Genomic DNA, 14,254 nt, shown 5'->3' on the forward strand with positions numbered 1-14,254 from the left:
ATAAATGGTTCAATATTATTGGAACCCTGCTGCCTATCCACAGCAGCAATATGTTCAACAACCAGCTGCTCAGCAGCAACAATTTACTCCTGGTCAGCAACAGCCATACACGCCTGGTATAACTATTCCTGCTTCTAGACGTGGTGCAGAAGAGTCCTTTATTGAAAATATTTTAAGATTAAATAGAGGGAAACTAGGTACGTTTTATTTTACCTTTGACAACAATGCTGTTCGAAACAATGTTGTCATTACAGGTGTCGTGGAAGCTGCCGGAAGAGACCATGTTATTATTAGCGATCAAAGTGGAAAAAGATACTTAATGCTGATGATTTACTTTGACTATGCAACATTTGATGAGGAGATTGCATACTTTCAGCAATAAAGTGAAACTTTGATTGGTGGGGGTTTTCTTTCATCCCCATTGAAGTGGGAGTCTTACTGTCCCTTAATGCGGGATAAAACAATGAAGCACTTACCCTTTCGCAAGATCGTAAGTGCTTTCTTACTTGTCCAAACCAGCTTTAATAGATTGCATGTATATATACTCGCTATAAATAAAATAAACCAAACCTCCCTTAGGAGATTTGGTTTATTAGCTTGCGTATTTAACTGCAGATACAATTAGCATAATCCATCCCGCTAGGAATGCTACTCCACCAATAGGAGTGATTGCACCTAGAACACCGATTCCTGTTAAGCTCAGAACATATAGGCTACCTGAGAATATGATAATACCTGCCAAAATTAGATATCCAGCTGTATTTAATGAGGATACTGCGCCTAAAAGTTTACTGCTCATTAAAATACCGATAGCTACTAGTGCTACTGCATGAAACATCTGATATTGCACAGCTGTCTCCCAAGTCGCTAAGTATTTATCCTCGATTCGTCCTTCTAGCAAATGGGCACCAAATGCGCCTAATGCAACGGACAAAAAACCGTTAACGGCACCAGCAATTAGAAAAAATTTCACGTTAACTACCCTCTCTCATTTAAAAATCAAATATAGAATCCCCGTTGGCATCCTCTTCCTGCACTCTTGTACCCACCGAAGGCTCAGCCATCTTAGGCGAGGAAATTACTTGCGACACTTCCACCCTTGGTGAGGAATCTAACGCCAATTCACAGAGAGCTTTTATTGCTGCTAGACTTTCTCTAACCAATTGATCATTGGTATTCTGCCTTGCAGCATGTAGCTGCTTTTCTATCTGCCCTAATATTTGTTGATTTGAGATCATTGCTGTCCTCCCTCTCCTGGCTTTGCTTCAAATCTCAAACAATCGATTCCCGAAGTTCTTTTCACTACTTTAGAAGGGAGTTCCTTTGTTTTAAAGCCATAAGCCTTGCATCCTCTTGGATGATTTGCATCCCAGGTTACATAGAAGTTTCGGCACTTAAAGCAATTTACAGCCACTTATAAACCTACTTTCTATTTAATAATTTTAGCATAGTTACAAACAGAAATCGATTGGCTTCTCACCCCATGCAACTAGCTGAGCATTTATCTGAGAATAGGGTTTGCTTCCCAAGAAGCCTTTATTGGCGCTTAAAGGACTTGGATGTGCAGCCTGGAAGATTACATGCTTATTTGTGTCTATTAATCTACTTTTTGTTTGCGCAGGCTTTCCCCACAACACAAAAATTATCGGCTTTTCACGTTCAGATAATTTTTGGATAACCGTATCAGTGAAGGTTTCCCATCCTTGTCCTTTATGAGAATGAGCTTTTCCAGCACGTACAGTCAATACCGTGTTTAACAATAAAACTCCTTGCTTTGCCCACTTCTCTAAAAAACCGCTTGTTGGTATCGGGCATCCTATATCCGTCGCTAGCTCTTTAAACATATTCCTTAAGCTAGGTGGGATTTTGACTCCTGGTTGGACAGAAAAGCTTAGACCGTGTGCTTGACCTGGACCATGATATGGGTCTTGTCCTAGTATCACTACCTTTACCTCTTCGTATGGCGTGAGACGAAAGGCGTTCCCTATATCTTTCCGTTCCGGATATATGGTGTGTTCTTCGTACTCCTGATCTAAAAAAGCTTGAAGCCTTTGAAAGTATGGCTTGTCCAGCTCCTCCTGAAGAATATCCTTCCAGTTATTCACCCAATCACTCCTTGAATTCGACTTCCACCTCATAATCTACTAATTGAAACAACTCTTTAACAGCCTTCTCTGCATTTTCTTGTGCTGTTAATAAAAGCCCTTGACCTGCCGTCTCTTCAATCATCATATCTTGCGCTGTTTGTATAAGCTCAATCCCTTCGGCGATATTAGCTTCGTCACGGAATAGACCTTCATAAGAGTATATCTCCACATGGTCAAACAGTATTTCTGGTTCACTTAGAAACTCTGCAGCCGGCAAGGTAAGCTTCGCCGTTTTCTTCTCTTCATTTACCTTAATGTCATCTTCCGTTACTTCGGAAAGATCGACCCCTGCTTTCACAGACCCTGGTACTACAAATAATAGCTGGCGTTTTGTACCGGGTAAATCTATTCCAATCTCTTGCCCGAATAAAGCATTATCCTGTCTTTCTATGACAACCTTTGTATACGCTTCCGCAGTTGCAAGCTCATTCAAGTTCTGAACTCTCTCTAAAAAAGCTCCTTTTGATTCTGTAAATGTACTGCCCTGGATAGCCCAAAAGGCTGCAAATGGAAGGGCTGCTATTAGAATTATTGCAATCAGAGTAAGGATTATCGTTGTTTTTGAACCAAATCTCCATAGGAAGGTTGGGAATTTCCAAAAGCTAAAACTCTTCCTTCTTCGTGTATCTTCTGTATATGTTACGGCAGTTTCCTCTTCCTGTGCCTTTAATTCCTTCAATAGTTTTTCCAGCTCTCGGATCTTGTCGTCTTTTCGCATATCCATTCCTCTCTTTCTATTATTCACTTACGTCAAAAAAGGGCAAAAGTTTCTAAAAAACATTCTTTCCCTTTCTCTATTCCCCATTTTCCAACATGTTCACCCGTTTCGACAAGTGTTCTTTTCTTCCAACATGCTTGAATTGAATTTTCCACCCTATCTGATACAATGAAGAATATTAGCTCTTTACAAATAAAGGAGATATTTTCTATGACTATTAAAAAGACATTAACGATAGCAGGATCAGATACATCGGGTGGCGCTGGAATCCAAGCAGACCTTAAAACATTCCAAGAGCACGGAACATACGGGATGAATGTCTTAACTGTTATTGCTACGATGGATCCAGATAATAACTGGAGCCACGGAGTATTTTCATTGCCAGTAGAGGAAATAAAACGTCAAGCAAAGACTGCCTTATCTACAAACGTAGATGCTATCAAGACAGGTATGCTTAGCACAGAAGAAATTATTGAAACTGCAGGTAATATTATAGAAGAGTCAGGGATTACGAATATCGTCATTGACCCTGTGATGGTGTGTAAGGGAGAGGACGAAGTGCTTAACCCTGGAACAGTTGATGCAATGATTACGCATCTGTTGCCTCGTGCCCTAGTAGTTACACCAAATCTATTTGAAGCAGGACAGCTTTCTGGAATTGGTACTTTAAAAACTATTGAAGATATGAAAAATGCCGCTGAAAAGATTTATTCTCTTGGCGCTAAAAATGTTGTGATCAAAGGTGGAAAACAGTTACATCATGACAAAGCTGTTGACCTTTTCTATGATGGAAAAACACATACACTTTTAGAAACAGAAAAGACAGATACCACATATAATCACGGAGCTGGATGTACCTTCGCCGCTGCTATCACAGCTAACTTAGCAAACGGACTTCCTGTGGCAGAGGCTGTGTTTGAAGCTAAGAAATTTGTTTCAGCAGCAATCGCCCACGGCTGGAAACTTAACCAATATGTTGGACCAGTTCTTCATGGAGCAAAAGGAAAATACGGAGCTCCACCAGTTTCCTCTACAATTGTTTAATCCTTCATCGCAGGGTCCCAGCGGCTTTGCGATTTTTTTGTCCCGCATTAAGGGACAGTAAGACTCCCACTTCAAGATGGCAAAAGAAGTGGGAGATCAACTGTCCCTAAAAGCCCGATTGGTTCAACTAATGATTGGTGGGGGATGAAAGAAAACCCCCACCAATCAAAGTTTCACTTTATCTTATAATTTCAATCATTCGCAAGGCAAAGTTTTTTTCATTATACTATTTACAGACAGCTAAACTAGGAGGCAAAAAGTATGAAGCCAGTTGATATAGAGCAGTTACAGGAGTTAATAAACTCCTACGCAAACGAGGATGTATATATCCATTTAGAAACAACAAACGGAGCCTACGCTACTCATTTTAATGAGAACGTTTTTAATGCGGGGGCATTTATCCGAAATGTTGTTCTTCGATATGAGCTAGGAAAGGTTGCAGGAGAATCACCACATCGAGTCGGCTTAAAGCTTCCACATGGTTGGGTGTATGCGCAAGGAATTACACACTTCGAGTTAGATGAACACGGAAGATTATTAATGGCTGGACATGATCAGAGTGGCAAACTTGCAGTAGCATTACAAATTAGTAGAACGCCATTTACATATTAAGGAGGTAAAACAATGAGCTTACCAATGGAACGAAGCGTATTAGTGATTTTCCCCCACCCAGATGATGAGGCTTTTGGCGTTTCTGGAACAATCGCAACCTATGTCAAACAAGGAATTCCAGTTACTTATGCATGTCTTACATTAGGAGAAATGGGTAGAAACTTAGGAAACCCTCCTTTTGCTACACGAGAGACACTTCCACATATCCGTAAAAAGGAGCTAATCGCATCTGCTGAGGCAATGGGTGTAAAAGATTTACGAATGATGGGTCTCCGTGATAAGACAATTGAATTTGAGGACGATGAAAAAATGGTTCAAATGATGGAATCACTTATTCAAGATACGAACCCTTCCTTGATTATTACATTCTATCCTAATTTTGCTGTACATCCAGACCATGACGCAACAGGAAGAGCAGTCATACGTGCAGTACGCCGAATGAAAGTAGAGGAACGTCCAAAAATTTATGCTGTAGCATTTTCTAACAATGCAGGGGAAGTATTGGGCGAACCAGACATCGTACACAATATTGAAGAGTCCTCCGAGGAGAAGCTTGGGGCAATGAGAGCGCATATCTCCCAAACCGCTTGGATGCTAGAGGAAATGGAAAAAAGGCTAGCCGATGGTGAACCAGAAGCAGAAAACTGGCTGCACTTTGAGCGTTTCTATACGTATGATTTTAATAAAGATTTCGAATAATAGGACTTTCCCGCATGCTATAGACGTACTATCCTAAGTGTTTTATGATGTGTATAAATATCATTTGATATTGTATAACTATACAAATATAAAAAGGCGGGTTTACGCTTGAAAAAATTTAATTTATCAACATGGCTATTGTTCCTCCTTCCTTCGATTGTCGGAGTCTTATTATTCATGATTCCACTCCCAATCAATGGGGAACTGAAGATTCCAGTAGCTTTGTTTGCAAATCTATTAGCAGGTACCTTGGTTCCTATTATTCATTGGATTGTATTAGTCACGCTATTAGTAGCAGCTATTGGTTCCGTGATGCATTTATTTGTGAGGAAAAAAGAAACGTTTATCAATAATCTGTTTAAAGTCTCTATATTTTGGACAATCACCCGTGTGGTTGGTGCCATCTTCGCTGTGCTAATCATTTTTCAAATTGGACCAGAGGCAATCTGGAGCGAAAATACCGGTGGGACACTCTTAGATCCAGATGGTGGCTTAGTGTCGTTCCTATTCACGATTTTCCTTTTTGCAGGATTGCTTTTACCATTGTTATTGAATTACGGTTTATTAGAATTTTTCGGAACAATGATGGAAAAAGTGATGCGCCCCATATTCAAGCTTCCAGGTCGCTCTGCTGTTGACGCATTAACTTCTTGGGTGGGAGACGGAACAATTGGTGTCCTTTTAACGGCTAGACAATATGAGGATGGTTACTATACGAAAAAGGAAGCAGCTATTATCGGTTCGACCTTCTCCGTTGTTTCTATCACATTCTGTATTGTCGTTTTAGAAGAGTTGAATTTAGGAGCATACTTTGTACCATACTATTTAACTGTACTTCTTTGTGGTATCGTTTTAGCCCTAATTATGCCTCGCATATATCCGTTAAAAGGGAAAGAAGAAACCTATGTAAATGGAAAACCATTAGATTTAGAAGCAGAAAAATATCCTGCTAACTACAATGCATTTACTCATGGATTAGAAAATGCATTAAAAACAGCAGACAAGAATCGTTCGATATCTCGATTCTTTAAAGACGGCTTCAAAAACGTAATAGATATGTACATAGGGGTAGCTCCAGTAGTATTAGCCTTTGGAACAATTGCCTTAATGCTAGCAGAATACACTCCTATTTTTACAATTCTAGGAAAACCGTTTGAACCATTGCTCATGCTCTTTGGTATTCCAGAAGCAGCAGAAGCAGCTCAAACAATGGTTGTTGGTTTTGCAGACATGTTCCTTCCTTCTATTCTAGGAAGCTCCATCGATTCTGAGATGACTCGCTTCTTTATCGCAACCATGTCTGTAACGCAATTAATCTATATGTCCGAAGTCGGCGGCTTACTATTAGGATCCAAAATTCCAGTGAATTTTAAAGACCTAGTTGCAATCTTCCTACTTCGCACACTGATTTCGTTCCCAATTATTGCTGGGGTAGCACATTTGCTATTTTAATGGTATTGATTAGAAAACACTTATGGTTTGTTAAAATCATAGGTGTTTTCTTGTTTTTTGGGGATATTGGGTTAGAATCGTCGAAGGCTTTCTATGGAGCAAACAGGAAATAGTGGTCGAACCTATGGTTCTCCGCTGCGTCGGACGCTTTCCGCGGGGGCGTGGTAAGCCAGCACCCATCGCTTGCGCGCGTGGTTGTGCTGTCTTACCTATCACCCTGCTCCCGCTGGAGTCGCCGACGCTGCTCCGAACCAATCATACTTCCTTCTAATTTTAAAATTGGTCAATGCATTTCAAAGGTTATAACCCATCAAGAAAGCAAATGGTTTAGTGCAAGCCTCTGTCTGTTGAATTAATACAGTCAGGATTAGAAATAGAAACCAGATCGTAAGTTAACGCTGTCACTAAGTACCCCTAAGATATTAGCTCTTTATGGAAATAACATGGAAATACTTACGGTTATTACTGGTTTACTTGTATCTATTTTCGTATTACTTGCGTTCTCTACAAAGTTACTTGCGCTTAACGGGAGGATACTTGCGGAATTTAACAGTTTACTTGCGGTCAGCAGTAATATCTCTCACCTTAAGTTATTCTTACCATTACTAGTATCAAAAAAAGACCATGCCTAGCTTGGCATGGTCTTTTTGCTGTTAAGCTTTTTTTACTTGTTTTAATTTTAGTTTTTCAATCATGTCCTTCGTCATGACATCTAGGTCGTATTGAAAATGGAAGCCCCACTCTTCTTTTGCAGCGGTTGCATCTATATTATCTGGCCAACTGTTAGCAATTGCTTGACGAACTGGATCCACATCGTAGTCCATTGTGAATTCAGGAATTACTTTACGTATAGACGCAGCAATTTCCTCTGGCTCGAAGCTCATTGCGGTTACGTTGAACGCGTTTCGGTGAATGAGCTTCGTCGGATCTGCTTCCATTAGATCCACGATTGCCTGCAATGCATCAGGCATATACATCATGTCCATATAAGTACCGGCAGCGATGTAGGAGGTGTAGGCACCCTTTTCTAGTGCCTTATAATAAATATCCACTGCATAGTCGGTGGTTCCTCCTCCAGGCAGTGTTTCATTGGATATTAGCCCTGGAAAACGCACTCCCCTCGTATCCACTCCAAACTTATGATAATAGTAGTCACATAAAAGCTCTCCGGATACTTTGTTTACTCCATACATAGTAGTCGGACGCTGTAAGGTGTCTTGTGGTGTATTCTTTTTTGGTGTGGACGGACCGAACGCACCGATAGAGCTTGGCGTGAAAAATTGCATGCCTAATTCACGAGATGCTTCTAGTGCATTCACTAAGCCACCCATGTTCAAATTCCAAGCAAGCAACGGCTTTGCTTCAGCGGTAGCAGACAATAACGCTGCCATGTGAATCATTGTATCTGCTTGAAAATCTTTAGCAAGCTGATGCATTTTTTCACCATCTGTCACATCTAGCAGCTCAAAAGGTCCTTCCTCCGTAACGGCAGAGGATATATGTCTAATGTCGGTTGCCAACACATTGTCTGTACCATATTCTTTTCTTAGCTTCGTGGTAAGCTCCGAACCAATTTGTCCAAGAGCACCGGTGACTATGATCTTTTTCAAAGATATCTCCCTTTCAAAAACAGTTGTATTTTTAGAAAGTACACTTTATTTTAATAAAACATTGGTATTACTAGCTTTTCATGTTGCTAATTATAGTATGTTCATTGGTAAAATACAACTTATATACCTCTCTTTATCTGTTATAATTACTAGAAGGAGGTTTTTTATGAAATATGTACAAATAGGTATCACTTTTATACTTGGCGTATTATTAACTATGGTCATGCATTTTTACGAGCTACCGTTCTGGTTAATTTTTATTACAGTAATGATTTTCTACTTCATACTACAGACAGCTCCACAACTTTATGTCGTGTATGGCTCTAATAACCTTACTAGGATTGAAAAGCATTTAATTAGAAATAGAAAGAATCCTGTTTTTGCATTACCACTAGCTTTAAAAAATGAGGATAAGGAAGAAATCAGGAAAGCCATTGAAACAATTTTGGCGAGGTATAAGTCCCCTTATATGCAGCAGGTTTATAAAACGATGCTAGCAATTTTCGAAAGAAATGCGGCTGGAGCTGAAGCCCATGCGAAGCAGATTCAAAAAGAGCCTTTACGGTCTTATTACATAGCATATGTGGAAGTTTTAAAAGGAAATTACGAGGAAGCTAGAAGTATTAAGGATTCGCAATTAAAAAGTGCTTGGATGCAGCATGCTATTGAGGCATTAATTGCAAAAGAGCAAGGGAATCACGCTTTATATGAAGAAGAGGCGAAAAAAAGCGTCTTTCACGCAAGAGGGGTTCAGAAGTATTCCTTATATTATTCTTTTGCGATTTAAGGAAGTCACCATGAGGGAGGATTGCACCATGCAGTCCTCCCTTACTTTTTCCTCCATTAACTATGAAACTATTATTCTCCATAAAAAAAGTAACCGAGTATAACACTCGATTACCATCTATCATCTATTTAATTACCCCAAGTTCTTTTCCTACTTTTTCGTAGATTGCTACGGCATTATCTAGCATTTCCTTTGTATGAGCGGCTGTTGGCATGTTACGAACACGACCAGTGCCCTTTGGTACAGTCGGGAATACGATAGATTTCGCGTATACCCCTTCTTCAAATAGGCGCTTCGAGAATTGCTGTGTTAATTTTTCTTCTCCAATAATACATGGCGTGATTGGAGTTTCGGACGCACCTATATTAAAGCCAAGCTTCGATAAGCCTTTTTTCAGATAATCACCATTTTCCCACAGCTTGTCGTGAAGCTCCGTAGAATCCATAATCATTTGAACTGCAGCCGTGATTGCCGCCACATCTCCTGGAGGTAAAGCTGTAGAGAATAAGAATGGACGAGAACGAACCTTTAACCAGTCAATTAAATCCTTTTTCCCAGCAACATAGCCACCTACTACCCCAATTGCTTTTGATAAGGTTCCGATTTGGAAGTCAATTTCCTTCTCCAAGCCAAAATGTTTTACAGTACCCTTCCCTTTACCTGTTACTCCAGATCCATGAGCATCATCTACATACGTAATTAGGTCAAATTCCTTTGCAATCTCTACGATTTCTGGAAGCTTTGCAATATCTCCATCCATCGAGAATACCCCGTCTGTGATGACCATTACTTTATTATATAAACCAGATTCTGTTGCTTCCTTTGCTTTTGCACGAAGGTCTTCCATATCTGAATGCTTATAGGCAATTATTTTTGCTTTCGATAAACGACAGCCATCGATAATGGAAGCATGGTTTAATTGGTCAGATAAAATGGCATCATTTTTATCCATGACAGCAGAAATAGCAGCCATATTACAATTGAAGCCGGATTGGAAAGAGATTGCGGCCTCTGTCCCCTTAAATTCTGCTAGCTTTTCCTCTAATTGAATATGTAGATCTAAGGTTCCGTTAATTGTGCGAACGGCACCAGCACCTACACCGTACTTGTCCACTGCCTTTTTAGCAATTTCCTTAAGCTCTTCGTTTGTTGCTAAGCCTAGGTAGTTGTTAGAGGAAAGATTAATCAGCTGCTTACCACCAACTTGGATAATTGGACCATTGGCTCCCTCAACTGGATCAATTTCGTTATATAAACCTTGATTTTTTAGTTCTTCTAGATTTTCTGTTAAAAAGCTATTTAGTACTTTAGACAAAGTCATCTTCCTTTCAAACAAAAATAGTCTTCTTTATTTTACCATGCTTCTTGAAAAATACGTAAGAAAAGCGCAAGCGAGGATGGGGAGTAAATCTTTCACATACCCGCTTTTTTAAATCATTGATTTCCATTGTGGCGGACGCTTTTCGCGGGCACGGCTCCAGCCTTCTCCCTCGCTCCGCTCAGTCCGGGTGCTTACGCTCGTGCTGTTCCCGCAGAAGTCGCCGCCTCCATTCCAATCAACTCTTCGCGCTTCTGCTAACTGGCTTTCCTTCACACATCATACCCTCCCGTATTCCTTGTATATTAAATGTATCCCCAAAAGGTAGTACTACTATAATTCCCTATAAACTAGAGCCCTTATCTGGCAGTATACGATTTGATCAGTCTATAGGATAATATGTTTTGTTGGAAAATAAATGAGCTAAAAACAAATTGCTGCTTGGACAATAGTCGAAATGCGATTCCGCCAATTCGAACGTTTAAATACCTACTCCTAAAAGCAATTCATGACCTATAAAGCGCCTATCTCTGCCCCGACAAGCAAATGGGGAACGGCGAGGAGGCAGCCCCTCAGCCACCACAGCCGGGTCACATTTGACCTCGAGGGGCATGGCGCTGGAGCTGGACAATAAAAAAAAGCGAGCAGAAATATTCTGCTCACCCAATTGTTTGTATCATTTTATCATATACCTCTCTCCATTTTTCTTCATCAATTGCTGAATCATAGAGGGCTTTGATCAGCTTTTGCTCAGAGGCATAGGTGCAAATATAATCCTGTGCAAGCTCCATCTCGCTCGAGTATGCTGCCTTTATTTCCGCTAGTCCTTGTTCATCTATTTTGCTTTCATCAATACAAGAGAAGAAATTTACGATTACATCCCCTTCTCGCTCTGGTTCATAGACATGAGGATGAGTCGCGTCAATGATACTCAGCTGCAGTTCTGGCACCACTACTCCGTCTACACTGTTTGCGTCTAAGCCACACCAAATCATTCGCACATCAAGACCATGATTTTTTGCTTCGTCTGCAAATTTCTTCAGGAATGATGATTTCCCACTACCAGGAATTCCTTTAATGAAAAGCCGACTTTTCAGGTTTTTCGAGATGGAAGGAAATGTATCTTTTGCTCCAAATGGTGTTAAGGAACCCATTAGTCGGTGAGTCGTTTTGCCATTTTTTTGAAGCTGAATATTTCCAATACAATTTTTTTGAAGTTCCTTTAATAAACCATCTATTCCATCCCAGTTCATCGCTGGTAGATTGATATTTTCCCAGTCATCATGAATAAGCTTTGCCCTGGATAGAGCCTGCATCCCCTTTGTAAGCCACGTATTATTGGTGAGTTGCTTTTCCTTAAGTACTGGCCCTATATCTCGGAGTTTATCTGTATTATAGGCCTCATAGTAGGGCACCCACTCGTGTCCTGCTCCGTAATAGCTTGGATCAATCGTATCCGTTTGTAAGTATAATGTCTTTGTTTCCCCTACATACACTGCTTCCAGCGTATCTTCATCCAAAGGATCATAAAACCATTCCACATCGTTTCCTCTTCTAATTGCTTGATAGGAAACTTCCTTTAAAATCTCAGTCAATCGAGAGGATAGCGGTCCTTTTAAGAAATATACTTTTTTTGCTTCTTGGATGATTTCTTTGTAAAAGCTTTTAACTCCTTGCCCCGTATAAGATTTCCCCATGTAGTGTGTAATTGTTCCGTTCAAATGGTCATCCTTTCTTTCTATGATTCACTGGATAATATATGCAGGTCCCAAATCGCTTATGAGAAAAACTCCAGAAAAAAAGTGCAGCAATCATCATCCGTGATTGTCTGCACCTTTTTCAAAAGGAATATTATATTCGCAAACTTTTTTTAACAACCGTTGTGACCAAGGGAGTGTATAATGAACAATCTGACCTAGCAAAAGAGCAATCAGAATAGTACCTAGCCCAATAGGACCGCCTAGTAACCACCCTACCAATGCTACTGTTAGTTCTAAAAAAGTTCGTACCCATTTGATACTCCACCCTGTTTTCTTCACGATAAGCAGCATTAATGAATCTCTAGGTCCTGCTCCAATATTCGGCGAAACATAAATACCGATACCAACACTCATAATGACTACTCCTAAAAGGAACCAGATTAGTTGGGAAACAAAAGAAGTAGGTTCAGGAAGAAGCCAATTAAATAAGTCAATAAGTGAGCCAATACAAATAATATTAATTATCGTACCCAACTGTGGTAATCGTTTTGTTCCGATCATCGTCACCAATACAATGATGACTCCTGTTAGAATTGCCCATGTACCAATAGTGAGACCCAGGTGATTGTATAATCCAACGTGCAGCACATCCCAAGGACCAATGCCGATTGCTTGTCCCTTAATAGTTAGCGATATTCCGAACGCCATCAATGTAATCCCGCCAACAAAAAATAACCAACGCCATACAAGTTCTTTCATGTCTATCCTTCTTTCTACTATTGGACAAATAGTTTCAATAAAAAACCATTCTCACTAAAAGTGGAATGGTCGCTAGTTTTATTTTAGTTGAATAAACGACAGTTTAAAAGGGCTAAGAAATTCCATATGAATCCACCAGTAAAATAAGTGTCTAAAAAAATAGGAAACCAAGAATACTTCCGATTACACTTTTCAAGATGAGATAAAAATCTAATTAGACCATTTCGGAATATTAACAGATGGACGCAATCTTTCCTTTTGTCATTAGTAGCAAATGCTCTACCGTCATCTTCACCTGCAGGCCAATTTTTCCCCCACTTACTATAATATAAGGCAAGTTAATCGCTTCCTCATCTAAAATGGTGGGAAAAAGCTTCTTCATGCCTATTGGAGAGCAGCCTCCTCGTATATACCCAGTGATTGCAAGCAGGTCCTTCACAGGCAATAAATCTATCTTTTTTTCTCCTACCTCTTTTGCGACCTTCTTCAAGTTCAATTCTTGTTCCACTGGAATAATGCAGACAACATACTTACCTGTCCCTGCGGTAGTTACAAGGGTTTTAAACACCCGCTTGGCTGGATAGCCAATTTTCTCTGCCACAGATAGTCCATCTATTTTCCCGTCCGCTGCTTTATACTCTATTAACTCGTAGAGTACTTTTTGCGATTCTAATAAGCGGATAGCATTTGTTTTTTTATTTTTTCCCATAGTATTTCCCTACGCTATACGGAAAAAGCTAGGTTCCATGGAAGCAAATCCGAAATTTTTAAGATTTACCTGATAGCTATACCTTTCAATTGCTTTTTCCCAAAGCATCTTTTGTTGTATGATTCCTTTTTCCAATGGGGGTAGCTGGGATACTTGACGTTCACCAACTTCGCGTGCTCTCCATTCTTGCTCAATCTGAGCGGATGCGAGTTCATTTAGCACAATTTGCGACTGCTCATGCTGAATTCTAGAAGAAGCCGTAGCAACCAATTGAAGATCTTTAACAGTGACTGGCGTGCGAGATAATACTGCACTTCTCTTCTTTTTTAAGAGAGAGATAGTCTCCTCGCTTGAATGTCCATTAATTGCTTGAATAGATAAATATGGTGCTCTGTTTTCTGTTTGTTGAAATTCCTTAATGGCTTCTCTTCTATCTGTGCTCTCTGCTTCCTTTTCTTTATTCCCTAGTAAAAGAGCCTCTAAATCACTTAAAGAAGGTAGCTTCGTCTGATAATATTGCGCATGCTTTTTATATGCTTCCCCAGCGTTCTTACGTAATTTACTTGATTCTAGACTGGTTAGGGTGTTTGTCATCCCATTTCCAGTGTACCTCAGTATACTCATTCTTTTCCCTCACATTCGCCCTAGTTATATACCTAACATTCTACCATTTTATCAAAATAATCAAACAACCTTTTG

At 40.0% G+C, this 14,254-nt stretch carries 16 protein-coding genes and 1 pseudogene; 7 read left to right on the forward strand and 10 right to left on the reverse strand.

Features of this window, described 5'->3' with window-relative positions:
• Nucleotides 1–4 precede the first annotated feature (4 nt).
• Entirely contained in the window at nucleotides 5–382 is a 378-nt protein-coding gene (gerQ, locus tag AC1VU3_RS06635) for a spore coat protein GerQ (RefSeq protein ID WP_482983126.1), read from the forward strand.
• Nucleotides 383–592: 210 nt separating this feature from the next.
• Here gerQ and AC1VU3_RS06640 read toward each other — a convergent pair whose 3' ends face one another.
• The 4 genes from AC1VU3_RS06640 to AC1VU3_RS06655 all read right to left on the reverse strand — a co-directional run bounded on the left by AC1VU3_RS06640 (nucleotide 593) and on the right by AC1VU3_RS06655 (nucleotide 2,865).
• Nucleotides 593–973, reverse strand: a complete 381-nt coding sequence (locus AC1VU3_RS06640; protein WP_480389669.1) for a DUF423 domain-containing protein — start codon at nucleotides 971–973, stop codon at nucleotides 593–595.
• 19 nt (nucleotides 974–992) lie between these two features.
• Nucleotides 993–1,238: a YwdI family protein gene (locus AC1VU3_RS06645; protein WP_480389670.1), complete on the reverse strand. Its 246-nt coding sequence runs from the start codon at nucleotides 1,236–1,238 to the stop codon at nucleotides 993–995.
• Between the two features lie 213 nt (nucleotides 1,239–1,451).
• A complete protein-coding gene (locus AC1VU3_RS06650) occupies nucleotides 1,452–2,138 on the reverse strand; it encodes a uracil-DNA glycosylase (protein ID WP_482983127.1) in 687 nt (228 codons plus the stop codon).
• On the reverse strand, nucleotides 2,110–2,865 hold the full coding sequence (locus tag AC1VU3_RS06655; RefSeq protein ID WP_482983128.1) for a DUF4230 domain-containing protein: 756 nt from the start codon (nucleotides 2,863–2,865) through the stop codon (nucleotides 2,110–2,112). The genes AC1VU3_RS06650 and AC1VU3_RS06655 overlap by 29 nt, the downstream gene beginning before the upstream one ends.
• A gap of 210 nt (nucleotides 2,866–3,075) precedes the next feature.
• Here AC1VU3_RS06655 and thiD point away from each other — a divergent pair, with 210 nt between their 5' ends.
• The 4 genes from thiD to AC1VU3_RS06675 all read left to right on the forward strand — a co-directional run bounded on the left by thiD (nucleotide 3,076) and on the right by AC1VU3_RS06675 (nucleotide 6,672).
• Nucleotides 3,076–3,909, forward strand: a complete 834-nt coding sequence (gene thiD, locus AC1VU3_RS06660; RefSeq protein ID WP_480389673.1) for a bifunctional hydroxymethylpyrimidine kinase/phosphomethylpyrimidine kinase — start codon at nucleotides 3,076–3,078, stop codon at nucleotides 3,907–3,909.
• A 261-nt stretch (nucleotides 3,910–4,170) separates the two neighbouring features.
• Nucleotides 4,171–4,521, forward strand: coding sequence for a YojF family protein (locus tag AC1VU3_RS06665; protein WP_480389674.1), 351 nt, complete (start codon nucleotides 4,171–4,173; stop codon nucleotides 4,519–4,521).
• Between the two features lie 12 nt (nucleotides 4,522–4,533).
• Nucleotides 4,534–5,220 (forward strand): bacillithiol biosynthesis deacetylase BshB2, encoded by a 687-nt coding sequence (bshB2, locus tag AC1VU3_RS06670; RefSeq protein WP_482983129.1) that lies wholly within the window; start codon nucleotides 4,534–4,536, stop codon nucleotides 5,218–5,220.
• A gap of 108 nt (nucleotides 5,221–5,328) precedes the next feature.
• A complete protein-coding gene (locus AC1VU3_RS06675; protein ID WP_482983130.1) occupies nucleotides 5,329–6,672 on the forward strand; it encodes a YjiH family protein in 1,344 nt (447 codons plus the stop codon).
• A gap of 653 nt (nucleotides 6,673–7,325) precedes the next feature.
• Here AC1VU3_RS06675 and AC1VU3_RS06680 read toward each other — a convergent pair.
• Entirely contained in the window at nucleotides 7,326–8,282 is a 957-nt protein-coding gene (locus AC1VU3_RS06680; protein WP_482983131.1) for an L-threonine 3-dehydrogenase, read from the reverse strand.
• 166 nt (nucleotides 8,283–8,448) lie between these two features.
• Here AC1VU3_RS06680 and AC1VU3_RS06685 point away from each other — a divergent pair, with 166 nt between their 5' ends.
• Nucleotides 8,449–9,069: a hypothetical protein gene (locus tag AC1VU3_RS06685; protein ID WP_482983132.1), complete on the forward strand. Its 621-nt coding sequence runs from the start codon at nucleotides 8,449–8,451 to the stop codon at nucleotides 9,067–9,069.
• 124 nt (nucleotides 9,070–9,193) lie between these two features.
• On the opposite strand, the gene AC1VU3_RS06690 is transcribed toward AC1VU3_RS06685, so the two are convergent.
• Complete coding sequence (locus AC1VU3_RS06690; protein WP_482983133.1) at nucleotides 9,194–10,384, reverse strand: glycine C-acetyltransferase; 1,191 nt, start codon at nucleotides 10,382–10,384, stop codon at nucleotides 9,194–9,196.
• A 366-nt stretch (nucleotides 10,385–10,750) separates the two neighbouring features.
• On the opposite strand from AC1VU3_RS06690, the pseudogene AC1VU3_RS06695 reads away from it, so the two are divergent.
• Nucleotides 10,751–10,903, forward strand: a pseudogene (locus AC1VU3_RS06695) (IS5/IS1182 family transposase); the annotation flags it as partial.
• Nucleotides 10,904–11,046: 143 nt separating this feature from the next.
• Here AC1VU3_RS06695 and AC1VU3_RS06700 read toward each other — a convergent pair.
• From AC1VU3_RS06700 to AC1VU3_RS06715, 4 genes are all read right to left on the reverse strand, one after another.
• Nucleotides 11,047–12,108, reverse strand: coding sequence for a hypothetical protein (locus AC1VU3_RS06700; protein WP_482983134.1), 1,062 nt, complete (start codon nucleotides 12,106–12,108; stop codon nucleotides 11,047–11,049).
• 93 nt (nucleotides 12,109–12,201) lie between these two features.
• Nucleotides 12,202–12,846 (reverse strand): YczE/YyaS/YitT family protein, encoded by a 645-nt coding sequence (locus AC1VU3_RS06705; RefSeq protein WP_482983135.1) that lies wholly within the window; start codon nucleotides 12,844–12,846, stop codon nucleotides 12,202–12,204.
• A 232-nt stretch (nucleotides 12,847–13,078) separates the two neighbouring features.
• The gene (gene ybaK, locus AC1VU3_RS06710; protein ID WP_480389682.1) at nucleotides 13,079–13,555 is read right to left on the reverse strand and encodes a Cys-tRNA(Pro) deacylase; all 477 of its coding nucleotides are present in this window, start codon (nucleotides 13,553–13,555) and stop codon (nucleotides 13,079–13,081) included.
• Nucleotides 13,556–13,564: 9 nt separating this feature from the next.
• Entirely contained in the window at nucleotides 13,565–14,179 is a 615-nt protein-coding gene (locus AC1VU3_RS06715; protein ID WP_482983136.1) for a hypothetical protein, read from the reverse strand.
• Nucleotides 14,180–14,254 lie beyond the last annotated feature (75 nt).

The organism is Psychrobacillus sp. Z16_25 (assembly GCF_056856695.1).